General features: G+C 67.9%; 15 protein-coding genes and 1 tRNA gene. 7 read left to right on the top strand and 9 right to left on the bottom strand.

All coding sequences use genetic code 11. The annotated features are described in order from the left end of the window. Positions 1-5: 5 nt before the first annotated feature. The 6 genes from HY699_19115 to HY699_19090 form a co-directional block, all read right to left on the bottom strand. A complete protein-coding gene (locus HY699_19115) occupies positions 6-2,156 on the bottom strand; it encodes a hypothetical protein (GenBank protein MBI4517921.1) in 2,151 nt (716 codons plus the stop codon). Next, entirely contained in the window at positions 2,102-3,157 is a 1,056-nt protein-coding gene (locus tag HY699_19110) for a glycosyltransferase family 2 protein (GenBank protein MBI4517920.1), read from the bottom strand. The genes HY699_19115 and HY699_19110 overlap by 55 nt, the downstream gene beginning before the upstream one ends. 79 nt (positions 3,158-3,236) lie before the next feature. Further along, positions 3,237-5,198 carry a hypothetical protein gene (locus HY699_19105; protein MBI4517919.1) on the bottom strand — a complete coding sequence of 654 codons (1,962 nt, stop codon included), beginning with the start codon at positions 5,196-5,198 and terminating at the stop codon, positions 3,237-3,239. Between the two features lie 45 nt (positions 5,199-5,243). Continuing rightward, complete coding sequence (locus HY699_19100; protein ID MBI4517918.1) at positions 5,244-6,107, bottom strand: hypothetical protein; 864 nt, start codon at positions 6,105-6,107, stop codon at positions 5,244-5,246. Between the two features lie 92 nt (positions 6,108-6,199). Next, positions 6,200-7,426 carry a lipid-A-disaccharide synthase gene (lpxB, locus tag HY699_19095; protein ID MBI4517917.1) on the bottom strand — a complete coding sequence of 409 codons (1,227 nt, stop codon included), beginning with the start codon at positions 7,424-7,426 and terminating at the stop codon, positions 6,200-6,202. Further along, complete coding sequence (locus HY699_19090) at positions 7,423-8,730, bottom strand: hypothetical protein (GenBank protein MBI4517916.1); 1,308 nt, start codon at positions 8,728-8,730, stop codon at positions 7,423-7,425. The genes lpxB and HY699_19090 overlap by 4 nt, the downstream gene beginning before the upstream one ends. Positions 8,731-8,900: 170 nt before the next feature. Here HY699_19090 and HY699_19085 point away from each other — a divergent pair, with 170 nt between their 5' ends. The 3 genes from HY699_19085 to HY699_19075 are packed head-to-tail and all read left to right on the top strand — an operon-like array spanning position 8,901 to position 10,923. Continuing rightward, on the top strand, positions 8,901-9,470 hold the full coding sequence (locus HY699_19085) for a hypothetical protein (GenBank protein MBI4517915.1): 570 nt from the start codon (positions 8,901-8,903) through the stop codon (positions 9,468-9,470). Continuing rightward, positions 9,467-10,189 carry a matrixin family metalloprotease gene (locus tag HY699_19080; protein MBI4517914.1) on the top strand — a complete coding sequence of 241 codons (723 nt, stop codon included), beginning with the start codon at positions 9,467-9,469 and terminating at the stop codon, positions 10,187-10,189. The genes HY699_19085 and HY699_19080 overlap by 4 nt, the downstream gene beginning before the upstream one ends. Continuing rightward, positions 10,186-10,923, top strand: coding sequence for an HAD-IA family hydrolase (locus HY699_19075; GenBank protein ID MBI4517913.1), 738 nt, complete (start codon positions 10,186-10,188; stop codon positions 10,921-10,923). The genes HY699_19080 and HY699_19075 overlap by 4 nt, the downstream gene beginning before the upstream one ends. Before the next feature lie 26 nt (positions 10,924-10,949). Here the strand turns inward: HY699_19075 and HY699_19070 are convergent. Next, a tRNA-Ala gene (locus HY699_19070) sits at positions 10,950-11,022 on the bottom strand. A 211-nt stretch (positions 11,023-11,233) separates the two neighbouring features. Between HY699_19070 and HY699_19065 the strand changes: the two genes are divergently transcribed. Both HY699_19065 and HY699_19060 read left to right on the top strand, forming a co-directional pair. Next, entirely contained in the window at positions 11,234-11,860 is a 627-nt protein-coding gene (locus HY699_19065) for a hypothetical protein (protein MBI4517912.1), read from the top strand. Continuing rightward, entirely contained in the window at positions 11,857-13,407 is a 1,551-nt protein-coding gene (locus HY699_19060) for a GMC family oxidoreductase (GenBank protein MBI4517911.1), read from the top strand. The genes HY699_19065 and HY699_19060 overlap by 4 nt, the downstream gene beginning before the upstream one ends. A gap of 101 nt (positions 13,408-13,508) precedes the next feature. On the opposite strand, the gene HY699_19055 is transcribed toward HY699_19060, so the two are convergent. After that, positions 13,509-14,384: an alpha/beta hydrolase gene (locus HY699_19055; protein MBI4517910.1), complete on the bottom strand. Its 876-nt coding sequence runs from the start codon at positions 14,382-14,384 to the stop codon at positions 13,509-13,511. A 122-nt stretch (positions 14,385-14,506) separates the two neighbouring features. Here HY699_19055 and HY699_19050 point away from each other — a divergent pair, with 122 nt between their 5' ends. Beyond that, positions 14,507-15,361, top strand: coding sequence for a hypothetical protein (locus HY699_19050; GenBank protein MBI4517909.1), 855 nt, complete (start codon positions 14,507-14,509; stop codon positions 15,359-15,361). An 18-nt stretch (positions 15,362-15,379) separates the two neighbouring features. Next, positions 15,380-16,243 carry a hypothetical protein gene (locus tag HY699_19045; protein MBI4517908.1) on the top strand — a complete coding sequence of 288 codons (864 nt, stop codon included), beginning with the start codon at positions 15,380-15,382 and terminating at the stop codon, positions 16,241-16,243. A gap of 24 nt (positions 16,244-16,267) precedes the next feature. Here the strand turns inward: HY699_19045 and ispH are convergent, their stop codons facing one another. Continuing rightward, complete coding sequence (gene ispH / locus HY699_19040; protein ID MBI4517907.1) at positions 16,268-17,239, bottom strand: 4-hydroxy-3-methylbut-2-enyl diphosphate reductase; 972 nt, start codon at positions 17,237-17,239, stop codon at positions 16,268-16,270. Positions 17,240-17,241: the final 2 nt, after the last annotated feature.

Below are 17,241 nucleotides of genomic sequence, written 5' to 3'. Positions count from 1 at the left end.
CTGCCTCAGCCTGCCTGGTTCAGCTGCACGCCATACAAGTGAAGGTTGCCCGCCCGGTACAACGCGACGATCCGATCGGGACGCTGTTGCCGCAGCGCCTCGGCCCAGCCGGTGCCGCCGCACTGGAGCAGGAACCGGACGCGATAGCGCTCAAGGATAGCGAGGCGCTCTTCCGCGGGGCCACTGGTGGTGACACCGCGCCAGTCGGCCACGCGCCGCTCGGCGGCCTGGGCCTCGAAGCTACCATGGTAGACAGTCTGCTTGTTCAAGCGTTCCTTGGTCACACGATAGGCCAGCAGTTTGGCTTTCGCCGACATCGAGGGAATGAAGTCATTCACGTACCGATCGCCGACAACCACCGCCTCGCCCGCGATCACCGCGTCCAACCGGCGGCCGACTTCCCGCAAGTCGGCGTATCGCGGCCGGCAGCCGGGCCGAGAGTAGTTGACTCCGCGAACGTAAGCTAGCCTCTGCCAATCGGGCGGATCGTGCAGACTAAGCGGCAAAGGGTTCTTCTCGTAGGCAGCGACCAGCGCGACTGCCGCAGTCGCAAAAAGCAGGCAGTACACCACCGCGACCGCTTCCACAGTTCTCCAGCGACTAAGGCGTCGGCCTCGGGCGCCGCGTCGCTCGAGCAGCTTCAACCCGGCCCCGATCAGGAACGCCCAGGCTATTCCGAAAGGGGTGAACCAAGTCAGCCGCCACAAGTGGAACGGGGTCAGCAGAAGCCCCAGCAACCAACCGGTGTAGGGAAACACTCCGGCGGCGATGACGCTGGCGGATGCGATTAGGTAGCGGGCCGCAACGCTCTCTCGCGCTGCGGCCAACGCCAGCACTGCGGCGGCGGCCACCCCGGCAAATGAAAGCCCCCACACCAACTCGGGAGCAACGCCGTAGAAGCGCTGGTCGGCGAGCACCCGCAGGCGCCGCTCTCTCATCGGGCTGAGCGCGCCGCTTTCCCGCGCCGCGGTGACGGAATACTGCAACCGGCGATTCATCGCATGGTCGACCAAGCGCAGTGCCAACTGCGGCAGCGTGAGCACGACCAGCAAAACGGCCAGAAAGAGGAGCCCAGTCGCGTTGCGCCTCACAGCCCCGTCGAGCAACCCCTGCGCCGCCGCCATCAGCACCGCGATTCCCAGCATGGTGCCGTGAGTGAACGCCAACCCCAGCCCCGCCAACAGCAGCAGCAACAGCCGGCGCCAGCCGGGTGCCGAGAGGAACCTCGCCAGCAAAGCGAAGAACGGAGGTGAGATGACCGCAGCGGCCAGAACCTTGTCTTGCACAATACGCTCAAAGAACGCATCCCCGACTTGATCGCGCCCGAGCAGCAACACCAGGCTCACCACCTGTGACACGACGGCGAGCGTGGCGAGCCGGCGCGACCATCCGAGCGCGCGCGCCAGACTGAAGACGCCGAGTAGCGACCAGATTAACAAGAAGGGGGTGAGATAGACGTTGTTTATTTCGATGCCGCTCACCCGTGCCTTGCTGGCGATCAGGGCTTGCGCCAACGGCCAGAAGCTCAGCCAAAAGCGCGGCGCCAATGGATGGCCGGTACCGAACACCGGGTCCTCGAAGTTGGAACCGGCAGACTGCACAAAGGCGGTGACGAAGACGGTGGTGGAGTAGTCGTCCGCGCTGCTAACTCGGCCCAGTCCCACAGTCACGGCGAGTGCGGCGGCGGCCAGTGCCGGCAGCGCCCCCGACAGCAGCCGGCCCGGCTTTCGTGGCAGCGGCGTGCGCCGACTCAGGACGAAGCCGGCGAGCGCCACCGCGCCAGCGCCGAAGAACAGCAGGCGAATGACTCCGTATGGGAGATGAGTGACGCGGCTGAGTGTGCCCAACAGCCCCGTGATACCCAGCGCAATCGCGAAGCCGGCGCTCAGATGGCGACTGAGGACAAAGCCGGCGGCATCATCGAGCCAGCGCGCCAGCCACACCCCGGGCAGCACGAAGAGCAGCCAGGCCGCCAGTACTCGCGGCCAGGGCCAAGCCGCCAGCCACGCTTGCCAGTTCGCGGCCCAGGCCGCTCCCCACAGCAGCACCAGCGCCAAAGCCATCGCCCCGGCCCGCCACGCCGGCCGGACCTCGGCCGCTGCTAGCGCAACCACGTCGACACGATCGCGCGGGCAAACCCCCAGCCGTAACGCCACGACGCGGGCTTCTTGCTTTCGCCGCTTCGCCGGCGCTCGCCGCTGATCGGTACTTCCGTCACTCGCAGCCCTTTGCGCAGCGCCTCGATCAACAGCTCGGAGGTGTGGAACTGCGGCTGGCGTAACTCTAACTTGGCCAGCTCGGCGGTGCGAATCGCGCGAAAACCGCTGGAACAATCGGTGATGCGGGTGAGCGTGAGCAGGCTGATGAGCCAATTGAACAACACCAAGCCGGTAGCCCGGCTCCAGCGCTCGACCTGGTAGCGCCCGAGCAGCCGCGAGCCGTTGACTAGATCGGCGCGGCCATCGACGATCGGCTGCACCAATCGGGAAATCTCGTCGGGCCGATGCTGGCCGTCGGCATCTAGCGTGACGACGATATCCCCCCCGTTCTCGATGGCCAGATCGTAGCCCGCCTTCAGTGCCGAGCCCCCGCCGCGATTGACGAGGTAGCACACCGGCTCGCTGCTGCACTGCCGCACCACGGTTGCGGTGTCGTCAGTGGCGCCGTCAACGACGACAATGGGCTTGGTGCGCAACCCGCAAACCAGCGGCGGGACGCCGGCCAACACCGCGCCGATGTTGGCGGCCTCGTTGAAGGCCGGGATGACGATGTACAGCTGGGCGTCGTCAGCGTCGCGGCTCTCGCGGTACTGCCGCTTGGCCAGCTCCCGGACAACCCGGTCAATCACCTCCTCGGCCCGATTGCTGCGAGTCAACGCGAGGTAGATCAGCACGTACGAGAGCAGATTCGAGAAGATCAACAAGCCGATCAGCCGCTGCCCGCCGCCCTTGCGAAAGGCGAATAGGCCGAGCAGGAAGTCGAAGGCGTTCGGCACCAAGCCGCAGACGACCAGCGCGAAGGCCAGCAATGTACCCAGCAGCCACTCCGAGTTCGCCAGCCGGCGCGCGCGAAACCGTAGCCGATAGGTCAGCCACAGACCGGCCAGACCAACCACCACGCCGGCAACGCGCAGAAGCAGCAACGGCATGTCAGGCATCAGCGATGTTCCTCGGGCGCTTCATGGCCAAAACCGCGATGCGCTTATACCCCGCAATGCAGCGGTTCGCCAAGGCCGGCTAGAGTACGGCGGCCGTGAAGATGCGCTCGATCACGGCGGCAATGTCGGCCGCTGTTACCTGACCGTTGCCGTCAACATCGGCTTGCGCGCAGCTGGCGACCTCCACGCCGGTTAGCCGCAGGACCACGGCCGAGACATCGGCGGCTGAAACCCGCAGGTCGCAGTTGGCATCGCCACGAGGGCCGAGCGGCGCGGTTGTCGGAGTGAACGTCGGGCTGAAAACGGGAGCCGCAGTGTCCATCGGCGTTGCGGTGTCGGTGGCGGTAGGGCTGGCCGTATATGTCGAAGTCGCCAGCGGCGTATCACTTGCGGTGGCTGTCGCTGCCGGTGTCGGCTCCGGGGTTACGCTGGCGCCGGCAGTTGGCGCCACCGTACTGGTCGGGGACGGCGCGGGTGTGGGGAACTGCAATCGGCCAAGCCAGGTGTCCCATAGGTCGGGCGCGTGCGAGGCATATTCGTGGAATATCCAGAGCTCGCCGCCGGCGGGGTCGGCGGCAATACCGCCGTAGTCGCCCCAGCGATTGAATCCCGCCGCGTCGGTTCTGACGTAGCTGGAGAGGCCGGCGCGCAGCGTGGCCACGGGCGGCATCGTGCCGGCGGCATCGGCAGCCAAGCGGCCGGTGTAGAAGACTGAGCCGAAGATAGCTTCATCGACCCCGCTCATGACCAAGCCGGCATTGCCCTGCGCGTCGGGCATGATCGCCGGATAGAAGTAACAACGAGTGGCATCGGACACCAGGCCGGATTGCCGCAGCGTCGGCCCGGCGACGTCGATCTCGTACCAGCGGACCTCGGCGCGCAAACCGTCGGCGCTCGGCTGGGTGTGGGTCGCCCACAGGCTGCCGTCACGTTCGACCGCATTGAGCACGCGCGTGTCGCCGGCATCGAGCGGTGTGCCGCCGCCCGCCTGTGCGCACGGCGGCACGGTAAAGCCGTTCCACGCCGCCACCGTTAGGTTGGCGCTCGCCAGCAGCGGTGTGCCGCCGGGGTCGTTGACCGTCCACAGCGTGAGGAAACCATCGCCACCGGCTAGTTCGTTGGTCGAGAGCATGTGCTCGCTGCCGGAGTCGAAGTTGAGCGCGGGCGTGATGGTGAAGTCCGGCTCGCCCGTCTCCGGATTGCCCAGCGCCGGCGCCGGCGGCGCCCCAAACTCGAAGACCGTAGGCGGTCCGCCATTCAACAGCGCGGCCTTGGCGATCACCCAAACCTTGACGTAGTGAAAGCCGCCGTCGTTGTCGAACATGTTGGCCGTGATGTAGAGGTTGTACTGATCGACACCGACCCCGGGAAAATCGGCCCAGTTGTTATTGATCTGCGCCCCGCCGTCGCGATCGGCATCAATGTTGTATCCCCACCACTGGCTGGTTGCGCTCGGCGACACGCTTAGATTGCTCGGGGCACTCGACTTCGACACCGCCAGGCGCAGCCACGAGTTCGGGCTGTTCTGGCCGTCGATTGCCGCCACGAAGAAGCGGCCGGAATGGGGGTCGAAGATGACTTTGGGATCATAGACGAAGCTGCTCGACTGTGAGCCGTTGAAGAAGTTGTTGAGCGAGCGCTGCCAGGGATTGGCGCCGCTCCGGGTGAACAGCGCGATCGCCCCGTTGACTACCGCCACCAGATCATCGGGTCCGACGGCGAGGCTGGGGTCGGGCGGGAAGAAGGAGGTGAAGGGGATGCCGGCAAAGTCGCCGGCGAGAATCGGGGCGCTCTGGAGTGGTGACAGCGGTGGCGCAAGCGTGGAGCGCCCGGCAGCGGCGCCGAGCGCGTGGTTGCGCCGGGGCCCGGGCATACGCGGTACCACGACCGGCTGCGCCGGCACTGCGGCGGCGGCCGACACCACGCCCGGCTCGTTCGGGTCGGCCGTGCCCGTCACCGGCCCGTGCAGCGCCGCCCAGGCCGCGGGCGCCAGCAGCAAGGCCGTGGTGCTCAGCAGCGAGCGATACCCTGCGCGCGTCATAACTGGCGGGGCGATGGCGTAGATCACCAACGGCGGCGGCCGGCCTCAGAACCCGAAGCGCACGATGTCGGGGTGAGCGGCGGCGTAAGCCCGGCCGAATTCGAGTTGCGCGGCGCTCTGCGCGTGAATCTCGAACACCGGCTCGCCGCGCTCGACGATGTCCCCCACCGTGTGCAGTAGCCGTACGCCGGCGGCAGCGTGAGCCGGCGCGCCGGCGCGTTTGGCAACACGGGCGATCTCCCAGCAGTCGATTTCGTGAATGCGGCCGTCGGCGGGGGCCTCGACCACGTGCCTGTAGGGCGCCGCGGGCACCGGCGCGCGCTCCCCTTGTGCGGCGATGATGCGGGTGAAGGCACGCTCGGCCGCGCCGGAGTCGAGCGTCTGCTGGGCGGCGCGATAGCCGGCGGCAGGGGCCACAGCGCCCACCAGTTCGAGAATGCGGGCCGCCAGGTAGAGGGACTTCTCGCGCAGATCTTGCGGCGCGCCCGGCTCACGCCGTAACACCGCCAGCACGTCGAACGCTTCCAGCTGCGGCCCGATGCCCCAGCCGATCGGGCCGCTGGCCTCGGTCACTACCACGTCGATGAGCAGCTCGACTTCCTTGGCGACGGCGCGGAACAGGTTGGCCAGCCGCTCCGCGCCGCCGTGCGAGCGCATCTTTGCCGTGCGGCCGACCGGAATGTCGATCAAAGCGTGCGTGGCCCCCGCGGTCTTCTTCTTCGACAAGATCGAGGCCACCAATTGTACCTCCGTGTCGATCTCCATCGGGCGCTCGACCGTGATCAAGATGTCGTCGGCCGGGGCCAAGTCGAGCGCGCCGCCCCACGCGATGCAGGCGCCGGCGCTCTCGTGAATGAACACAACGTGCTCGCCGAGGGTGTCGATCTGCAGGTGCTTGAGTCGAAACATCGCTGCACGGGTCGCTTGACGGCGGGCTACAGGCGATATGCCACAAGCGCCGCGGGAAGCCCATCGCAGGCCGCACGGCGCGGGCCACGCCGTCAGCGGGCCTGGGCACGGCGCCCGCAGTCATCGCCGTTGCCGGGCGCGGGCACTGGCATCAGCTCGGCCGCCGGCGGCAACAACCCCACCACCGCCTGCGCCGCGCGCGCAAATGCCCCCGGCGGTCCGAGCAGGCCGGCAATGCCGGCGAGCTGCGCGCGCACGCGCTGGCGGCGGCACTCGTCGGTGAGCAGCGACCAGGCCTCGGCCGCGATGTGCTCGGCGTCGGCGTGCCGGTGGAAAAACTCTGGCTGCACCATCTCGCCCAACAGAATGTTAGGCATGCCAATGAACGGTGCATCGATCAGCAGATACCGGCCCACCAGGTACTCGATCGCGATGCAGCGATAGACAATCACCGCCGGAATGCCGAGCAGCGCTGCCTCCAGGGTGGCGGTGCCCGAGCACTGCAACACCACCCGCGCCTGACTGAGCACCGCGTACGATTGCGGGCGGTAGAGCACCACTCCGCGCACGCCGCTGGCGGCCACCTGCCGCTCGACCTCGGCCCGCAGTGCATCGCTGGCCAGCGGCAAAGCGAACTGCAGCGCCGGATCGCGCGCCTGCAAGATCCGGGCAGCGCCCAAAATCGCCGGCGCCAGCCGCCGCACCTCGTTGGTGCGACTGCCCGGCATCAACGCCACCAGCGGCCGGGACGGGTCGAGTCCGAGCGCACCCAGCGCCGCGGGCGCGTCTTCGCTCACCTGCACCAGCTCGCGCAGCGGATGCCCGACCCAGACCGTGTCGGCGCCGGCTTGCGCGTAGAGCGCCGCTTCCGGTTGAAAGGCCGAGATCACGCGGCGCGCCAGCGGCACAATCGCCGGTAACCGCCACCGTCCCCAGAGCCAGACCTGGGGCGGGAAGAAGAACGCCACCGGCACCCGCCGCCGGTACAGCCACAGCGCCGCCGGCGCGTTCACCGTTTCGCTGTCCACCAGCACCACCAAATCCGGTCGCGCGCTGCGCACCAACCGCTGCCAGCGCCGAAAGCGGGCCACCAGCTGGGGCAGCATGCGTACGGAATCCAACACGCCGACGGCGGATAGGTCGGTGGTCTCGACGGCAATTTCGACGCCGGCCGCGCGCATGGCGCTCCCGCCCGCCCCCACCAGGCGCACCGCCGGAGCCAGTTGGCGGATGGCCGCCGCCAGATGTCCCGCGTTGTCATCCCCGGAAACGTCGCCGGCAACCAAACAAATCGTGCACTGTCGCCCGCCGCTGCTCACACCCCGCCTCTTTCGAGCCACGGCGATAGCGCATTGACATACCGCCGCGCAATGGCTGCCCCGTCCGGAAGCGCGCTGCGCTGCCGCGCGAGCACGCGCGCGCAGCGCCGCGGGTCACTCCACCACTGCAACAGCCGCTGGCCGAGCTGAAGCGGGCCATCGACTTGCGCCGTGGGCTCGACCGCGGCCAAGGCCCGGGCCTCGCCGGCAAAGTGGTCGAAGTGCGGCCCGAAGATCACCGGCGCTCCTGCCAGCAGCGGCTCGAACGGGTTGTGCCCGCCATGAGCGCCGAACCCGCCGCCGACTACCGCCAGGGAGGCGACCGCGTAGGCTTCCGCCAACTCGCCCACGCGATCCAACACCAACAGCTGCCAACCCGGCGGCACCGAGCCGGCCGAGCGCCGGTGTAGCCGCCAGCCCCGCCGCTGCGCCAGCCGGGTAATCATCACCGTCGCCGTCAGGTGTCGCGGCGCGATGATCACACGCAGTGCGTCCAGGGGCAGCTGATCGAGGGCGGCAAACACGGCCCGCAACTCGTCGGTGTGAATGCTGCCACAGACAACGACGCGCTCGCCCTCGACCAGGTGCAGCTCGCGGCGCCAAGCGGCAGTCGCCGGCAAAGGCCCATGCGAGCGGCTGGCACCCGTGGCGGCCAAGTACTTCAGATTGCCAGCAACGGTGCAGCACTCCGGGGGCATGCCGAGCGCCACGAATCGTTCCCGCTCGGTGTCGTCTTGGGCGAGCACGCCGGTCAGCCGTTGCAGCATGGGCGCCGTCAGGGCGCGGATCAGCCGGTAGCGGCCGGCGTCGCGCGGGTAGATCCTGGCGCTGACGCAGAACACCGGCAGCCGGCGCCGGGCCGCTTCCAGAATCAGAGTGGGCCACAGCTCGGTTTCGACCAACAGCAGCAGGCGCGGCTGCCAGTGATCGAAGGCGCGCGCCACCCAGCGCGGGTGATCCCACGGCGCCAGCGCCGCCACCGCCTGCGTGCCGCCGCGCCGCTGCACGAACTCAACACCCGCAGCGTTGGCCGCCGTGTACGCCGCCGTGAAGCGATGCCCGTGCGCCCGCAAGGCGGCGCTGAGCCCGATCGCCGCCGCCATCTCTCCGGCCGAAGCCCCGTGCAGCCACAGCAAGGGCGGCGTTGCCGGCGGCAACCTGCCGGTACGAGCGCGCAGCGCCTGCGGCGTCGCCCCCAACCCGCGGGCTACCACCCACGCCAACCCGAACGCCGCCCGCGCTGCGACACGGTAGAGCCGATCGGCTGGCGTCGGCGAAACGTTGGTGATCGTGGTGGCCGGCATGCGCGCGGTGATTCATTCATCCATTCCGCCAGCGAGTCAATTCGAGACGAGCACCCGGCGCGGAGTGCTATGAACTCGGTGCGCACCGTAACTCGGCGCCCACCGGCTCTTTCAGCCCGCCGCTGGGCCCTCATGGTTCAAGATCGTTGCGCCTGCTAATAGTCTGGGCGATGAATCGAGCCGATTGTCTTTACCTTGGTCTGGCGCTGTGGTTTCTCGCCGCCCCGCCCGTGCGGGCAACCACCGTGATGGAGAAGAATCTCGACAGCCTCTGTGCCGAGGCGGACCACGTATTCACCGGCAAGGTGGTTGCCATCGAGCCGCAGTGGACCGATGCGGCCCGGCGCCACATTGAAACGGTCGTCACTTTCGAGACCATCGAGCCGCTCTATGGCGCCGACTCAGCATTCATCAGCCTGCGGTTCGCCGGCGGGCAGATCGGCGACTTGGTCGAGCGGGTGCAGGGGGTGCCGCGGTTCGCCCGCGGTGAACACGGGGTGATCTTTGCCCGCGATGGTCACTTCGCCAGCCCGTTGGTCGGTTTTCACCAAGGCTACTTCCGCGTGCAGGGAGAGGGTGAGGCCGCGGCCGTCCTCCGGCCATCGTACGAATTCGTTGGTGCGCTTGCCGATGGCAGCCGGCTGCTGAGCAGCGAGGTGCAAGGGGTCGGTGCCACGCCGCTGCGCGGCTTTCTCGATGCCCTCCGCCAGCGCCTGCGGCAGCGGGAGGCCAACCAATGAAGCGTGCGCTGGCGATCATCTATCTGGCACTAGCGGCAAGCCCGGCGGGGGCGTTCGAGCTGCTGCGCGTCGACGGCAATCCCTGCGGCAACGCGCAGAATCTGTTCTGGCGCGAGCATGCCGTGGCCGTCGATGTCGGCGCCCTCGATCCGCCGCAGTTCGGCTCGTATGCCACCGAAGCGATCAATCGCTGGAATGCGGCGATCGGCAACTTTCACTTCGAGCACGGCTCCGGCGACTTCTGTGATCCGACCGACGGCGTGACCGCGATGGGATTCTCCCAGCAGACCTGCGGCGGCGCCGGCTACGGCGATGCGGTGAGCATCACCATGTACCGCCACAACACGGCCGGCGAATTCATCGATGCCGACGTCACCTTCCGTAGCTCCGCTGCCGACTTGGCCGAGCCCGCGCTGTTTCGGCAGATCGCCATGCACGAGCTCGGGCACGTCCTGGGCTTGGATCATTCCGACGCTTGCGGCGACTCCGGCAACGGCACGCTGATGCGCCGGGTCACGCTGCTCGAGGAGCCCCGGCTGGCAAGCCCGCAGGCGGATGACGTTGCCGGTGCGCGCGCGATCTACGGGAGCGACGGTGACGGCACCGTGCCCGCGGGCAGCAACAGCTGCGCGCTGGTGCCGGCGGATAGCCGAGCACCGGCGTGGTTGCTGCTGCTCCCACTCGCGCTCCTGCTCGCCTGCGGCCGAGTGTGGCGATGAAGATCGAAGGCATTGGCGCCGTCTTGTTCGACGCCGGCAATACGCTGGCGCACCTCGATTACGCCTTCATCGCCGAGGTCTTGGCCGAGCACGGGCAGCGGGTGAGCCCCGAGGACCTGCGCCTTGCTGAGTACGGGGCCAAGGCGGCCATCGATCGCCAACTGGCTCCCGAGATGGCGCCGCCCGGCAGCATCGAGGGTTTGCTCTGGCCGGATGAAGAAGCCGCGCGACCGTCGTACTTCGCCACGGTTCTTCACTGCCTCGGCATTGCGAGCGCACAGGCGAAGCCGATTCTCGCAGCGTTGCGCGCGCACAACCAGGCCAGCTGCCTGTGGCGTGTGGTCGAACCCGACACCGCGCAGGTGCTGGCGGCGCTGCGGGCTCGCGGCTTCACGCTGGCGGTGATCTCCAACAGCGACGGCCGCATTGAAGCCGATCTCGAGCGCTACGGCCTGCGCGCCCACTTCGCCGCGGTGATCGACTCCCACGTGGTTGGGCTGGAGAAACCCGACCCGGCGATCTTCAAGCTGGCGCTCGAGCGCATCGGCGTGAGGGCTGAGGCGGCACTCTACGTTGGTGACGTCTACGGCATCGACATTGCCGGCGCCCGCCGCGCGGGCTTGCGTGCCGTGTTGATGGACCCGCTCGACCGCTACCCCGGCCGCCTCGACTGCCCGCGAATTTGCCGGCTGGCGCAGTTGCTGGAGTTGCTGCCGCAGCAGGCTTCGCAGTGAAGGCGTGATCAACGAGAGGTGAGAAATGGAGCTGAACGGAGTCGAACCGTCGACCTCCTGAATGCCATTCAGGCGCTCTCCCAACTGAGCTACAGCCCCACGGGCAGGTTGACGCCGAGCTACTTAACTGAAACCGCTGCGTAGGGCAAGAATGCCGGGAACGCATTGCCGAGGGCCGCGTCGCGTACGGCTGCAGGCGGAGCAGGCGGGCCGCCGTTGAAGTCAGCGAACAGGTCGGGCTGCTGGCCGTTGGCCTGGGGCTGCTCCACGCATTGACGCCGTGGCGATCGCGGGGTAGCTGGAGGCCACTATGATCGCCCCCCGGGAAGCCGACGACGAGTTACACGCCGCGGCAATCGACGGCGCCTGCGTAGCGGGCGGCCCGATCGATCGCCGCGGCTTTCTCAGACTGAGCGCCGCAACCACGCTCGCGCTCTCGACCGCCGGAGCCATCGCCATGTCGGGCTGCTCGGCGGCGGAGTTGGAGTTGCTCGCTGATTACCGTCCGATGGCACTGACGCTGAGAGAGTTCGCCATCCTCAGCGCGTTCTGTGCGACCGCCGTCAGCGCCAAGCCGGGCACGCCGACGGCGGCTGACACGGCCATCGCCAAACGCGTCGACAAAGAGTTGACCTTCCACCCCGACTCGGCTGTGCTCGCAGATGTCAAGAACGCGCTCTTGCTGATCGAGTACCTGCCGCTGGCCAGCGGCTACTGGCGGCGCTTCAGCCGCCTGGCGCCGGCTGCCCGGGAAACCTTTCTAGTCGCGATGTCGCGCTCCGATATCAGCATCAGGCGTGATCCGGTGAACGGCCTGCGCTTCATGGCGCAGTTCTTCCACTACACCGACGAGCGCACTTGGCGGCAGATCGGTTATGCCGGGCCAACAATGGATCGCAAGTTGCCCGAGGCCCACAACCTCGTGGAGAGCGCGTGATGATTGTTCAGGGCAACGAGGTCAAACACGACATCAGCGAAACCGTCGACGTCGCCGTCGTCGGCTCCGGCTGCGGTGGCGCCACGGTGGCCAAGGAGCTGGCCGCCGCGGGCTTGTCGGTGGCGATGGTCGAACAAGGCGGTTACTACAGCGCCAGACACGGCGACTTCGATCAGCGCGAAGACGACATGCTGATCCGCCTCGACGGCGGGCGCGGGTTCACCACCACCAGCAACGGTCAGATTACGCTCCAGTACGGCAACTGCGTCGGCGGCGCCAGCGTCCATTACTGGGCCGACAGCTGGCGCACGCCGCGCGACCGCTGCGAGCGCTTCGCCGGCTTGGGCGTCGAGGGTCATTCGCACGAGGAGTTGGCGCCGTACTTCGACCGCATCGAACACGACCTCAATATCCATCCCGCCACCCCCGACCTCTACAACACGATGAACCTGACCTTCGACCAAGGCGCGCGGCGGCTGGGGTGGGAGGTCGAGCCCGTCCACCAGGCGCGGCGCGGCTGCATGCGCAGTGGCTACTGTATGCAGGGCTGCGCTTACAACGCCAAGCAGTCACAGCTGGTGACCCACATCCCCGCGGCTCTTGCCGGCGGCGCCAAGCTCTTCGCCGACTGCCGGGTCGAGCACATCCTCACCGCCGGCGGCCAGGCCACCGGCCTGAGCGCGGTCTTTCTCGATCGCCGCCGCAATCGGCCCGGGCCGTACCGCCTGCACTTGCGCTCAAAGGTGGTGGTGCTGGCCGCCGGTGGCTTCAATTCGGCCGTCATCTTGTTGCGGAACCGGCTCGGCGGTCCCGCCGTCGGCAAGCAACTCTTCGGCAACCCGTGCCCGATGCTGTTCGCGCTCTACGACAAGGACATCGTCATGTGGCGCAACATCCCGGCCGCCACCGGCACGATGCGCTTCCGGCTCCAACGCATGGACGGCAGGCGTTACCTCGAAGGCGGCTACCTGCTGCACCCCAACCAACTGCAGCCGGCGCTGCTGGCCGCGGTGCTGCCCGGCTTGGGCCTCGAACACCGCGCGCTGATGGAACAGGCGCCGCGCATCGGCAGCTGCATCGCCTGGATCGACGACGAGAACCCCGGCCGCATCACCCTCGATCGCCAACACCGCCCACGCTACCACTACGAAATCCGCGGTCTCGATGAGTTGAAGATTCGCGACGCCTTCAAGAAGCAGGCGCTGCTGTTGTTGGCCAGCGGCGCCAAGGAAGTGATCGTGCCCGACCGCCTCGGCACCCGCGTCAAAGACGAGAAGCAGATCGCCGCGCTTGACCGCGTCGACATCCGTGCCGGCTCGATGATGTTCGCGGCGCCGCACCCGGCCGGAGCCGCCCGCATGGGGCGCGACCCGCTGTTCTCGGTGATCGATTCAAACCACGAGTGCCATCATCTCAAGCGCCTGTTCGTATGCGACGGCAGCGCCTTTCCCGGCCCGCTCAGCGTCGACCCGTCGCTGACCATCATGGCCTGGTCCTACGTCGCCGCTAACTACATCAAGACCAACTGGGACCGTTACAAGGCGTAGTTGCTGAGGCCCCGCCTCGGGCATGCCGCGGGCGGTGGCGCTGCTGGCAGTGGTGCGCCAAGCCACCGCCAGTGCCAACCCGCGGCCGCCCTTGGCCCGACTCACGGCGCCGCGAGGAATTCGCGTACGTGTTTCAGGAACACGTCGAGCTGATCGTGGTGCACCCAATGGCCGGCGCGCTCGATGTTGACGGCGCGATAGTCCTTGAACGACTTCGCGCGGCCATCCTGGTCGGGATCGGAGGCCCACGACTCGGTGCCGCGCACCAACAGCACCGGGCAGGTGATCTGGCCCCACAACTCGACGGCGTCGTCCATGTTGAACAGATAGGGCGAGGCGGCGCGCACGTAGTTGTCGAACTTCCACAGGTAGGTACCGTCTTCGTCGCGGTAGCTGCCGTGGATGGTGAGATGGCGGGCCTGCTCAGCCGAGAGGTGCGGGTTGGCTTCGCGCATGCGCTCGATCGCCTCGTCGAGGCTCTTGTAGCGATGCGGATGGCGGCGGGCGAGCGCTTGCATTTCGGCGATCCATTCGAGCATGCGCGCGGGTGCGGGCCGCGGGCGGATGAGGCCCGGTGGCGGCCCGAGCCCTTCGATCGCCACCACCTTGCCTACCCGCTCCGGATAGGTGCCGGTATACTGCAAGGCGATCGCGCCGCCGAGCGAATGGCCGATGATGGTGATGGGAAACAGGCCGAGGGCGTCGAGCAGCTGCGCCACATCGAGGGTGTAATCGACCATGGCGTAGCTGCCGCCGACTGACCACTGGGAGTCGCCGTGGCCGCGTAAGTCGGGGGCGATCAGGTGATAGTCGTGGCGCAGCTCCTGCGCCACCCAATCCCAGTTGCGCGCGTGATCGCGGCCGCCGTGGATGAGCAGCAACGGTGGCCGGCGGTGATTGCCCCAGTCGACGTAGTGCAGCTTAAGCCGCTGCGAATAGAAGTAGTGCGATGTCGGTCCGATCAGTGCCTGTGCCATGGCGGCCTCCGTGCGCCGCGGACGATAGCTTGGGGCGTGCACCAGCGCCAGTCGGGGGCGCAGGCAGCCGTTGGCCCCGAATGCTTTGAAATCGCCGCCCCCGTCGTGGTTGAATACGGCTGATGGAAGGAATGCTCGCCAGCTCCGCGGCACACCGGCGCGCGGCGATGATCGTACTGGTCATCGGGCTGTGCGCGGTAGCGAGCGGGTGCGCCGTGCGCCGCCCGGTGCGGGTGAGCCAACCGCAACTGGCTTGCGCCCAAGCCACCCGCGCCGCCCGCGCCGCGCTCGCCAAGATGGGTTACTCGGTCACCAGCGTGGAGCCGGCCAAGCCCGGCGCTCCCGGCAAAGTCGTCGGAGTGCGTGAGACGGGGTGGGTGCCCGCGGCGCCGCAAGCGGGCTCACAAGGCAGCGTCGCCGTCACCATCACCTGCTCCGACACCGGCTCGCAGTTCGACGCGGTCAGCGACGAAGGTGTCAGTACTCAGTTGACATTCGGCCAAAGGTTCACCGAGGCCTTGCAGGAGAAGGTGGAGCGCAAGCTGATCCAGCCGCGCGTGAGCGACGAGCCCCCGCCGGCGCTGGCACTTAGTGTCGAGCCCATCCGCAGTGGTGCAGCGCAACTCACTTTCGGTTTTGATCTGCCGGCGGCAGGGATCACCCCGGTGAAGATCGAGATCATCAACCGCAGCCCGCGCCACTACCGTTTTCGGCAAGCTGAAGTCGAGCTGATCACGGAGCAGGGTGTGCGGGTACGGCCGCTGTCGCCGGCGGCGGCCGCCAAGCCGCTGGCGCAGCCCGGACGCGCCGAAGCGGAAGCGGCGATGACGAAGGCCGCGGTGGCTGACGGCGATGTCCCCGCCGGGGGCTCGCTGAGCGGTTATCTCTACTTCCAGGCCGCGGCCTATCGCCGGGCCAAGATCGTCCTCATCGACATCGAAGGCGATGAGCCTGAGGGCTTCGCTATCGAATTCTGAGCGCGACGGAGCCTAGCCGTGCGAACCTTGCCCCACCTCACGCCTCACACCTTGCTGATCGCGGTCCTACTGCTGGCGGCATGCACCCCGCCGGTGCGCCAGTTCGAGTTGCGGGATCAAGCGCTCTCGTGCGAGGAGGCCAATCGCTGCGCCCACGACACGCTCAAGGCGATGGGCTACACCATCACGGCGTTTTCACCCGCGGCCGCGGGTGGGCAGGGGTTCATCAAGGGCGCACGCGACGACGGCGCGAAGAGCGTGACGGTGGCGCTGAGCTGTGCCGCCACCGGGCCGACGATCGCGGCCAGCGAGGACGGCAAGTTGCTTGGACAACTCGACTTCAAGCGCGGCTTCTACCTCGCCTTCACCGGCCTGGTGAGCCAGCGCCAGGCGCACGCCGCCGTGGCGCAGCAACAGGCGGCTTTGCCCCTGGCAAAACGCAAGCAGCAGGGCTTCGAGGTCCTGATTACGCCGATGCCGGGATACGAGTCGCGCATGGAATTCGCCGCCGACTTCGGCGCTGCCGGAGTTCTGCCGATACGGGTCGTGATCAACAACCGCAGCGAGCGCCGTTACCAACTCGAGCCCCAGGAAATCGTGATGGTGCGCGCCGACAACCAGCGCGTGCACCCGCTGAGCGTAGCCGCGGTAATGGAGCGGCTGCGACAAGCGGCGGCGGCCATGGTACCCGGCCAGCCCGGCAGCGACCTCGCGGCCTTGCCTCCGCAGATCGAGGCCAAGCTGTTAACCACCACCGAGATGGGCCGCGACTCGTCAGCGCAGGGCTACCTTTTCTACCCCGCGGACCACTACACCCGCGCCCGCGTGCTGGTAACCGAAGCCGAGAGCGAAGAGACCGAGGGGTTCTTGGTCGAGTTCTGAACGCGGCGCACCGCCGCCGAGCTTCTATCCGGCCGGCGAGTTGGCGCCGTGATCGCGCAGCTCGCGCGGTAACGGGAAGGTGACGTTCTCCTGCGCCGTGGTCAAGTCGCGTACCGCGCCGCACCCCAAGGCTTGCAGGCGCGCAATCGTTGCCGCCACCAGCGGCTCGGGCGTCGAGGCGCCGGCGCTGAGGCCGACCGCACGTACCCCTTGCAGCCACCAGGGCTCGATGCCGGCGGCATCCTCGATCAGGCGTGCGCTGGTTCCCGCCTGCCGGGCTACCTCGACCAGCCGGTTGGCGTTGCTCGAAGTCGGCGAGCCCAACACCAGCACCAGGTCGGTCAGCCGCGCCAGCGCTTTCACCGCCGTTTGCCGGTTCTGGGTGGCATAGCAGATATCGTCCTTCGGCGGCGTGCAAACGGCCGGGAAGCGCTGCTTGATCGCCTCGACGATAGCGCGGGTGTCGTCCACCGACAGCGTCGTCTGCGTCACCACCGCCACCCGCTCGTGCTGGCGCACCGGTACGCTGGCAACGTCCGCCACCGTCTCGACCAGATACATGCGCTCGGGGGCGTGGCCGAGGGTGCCTTCGACCTCGACGTGGCCGCGGTGCCCGATCAACAGAATCTCGTAACCCTCGCGGGCATACTTCAGCGCCTGCAAGTGAACTTTTGTCACGAGTGGGCAGGTGGCATCAATTACCCGCAGACCGCCGCTGCAGGCTTGCTCGCGCACCGCCGGAGAGACGCCGTGGGCGCTGAAAATCAGCAGGCTGCCCGCGGGCACGCCGGCGAGATCCTCGACAAAGCAAGCCCCCTTGGCGCGCAGCTGCTCGACCACGTGGCGGTTGTGCACGATCTCGTGACGCACGTACACCGGCGGGCCGTAGCGGTCGAGTACGAGGTTGACGATCTCAATCGCGTACGACACCCCGGCGCAAAAACCCCGCGGGCTCGCCAGCACGATTGCCGGTGCGGTCGTAAACTCAGTGGACATGC

This window comes from Deltaproteobacteria bacterium (assembly GCA_016210005.1).
Taxonomy (GTDB): domain Bacteria; phylum Desulfobacterota; class Binatia; order HRBIN30; family JACQVA1; genus JACQVA1.
Note: the sequence above shows the minus strand (reverse complement) of the source record. Positions and strands in the feature narration are given on the sequence as shown.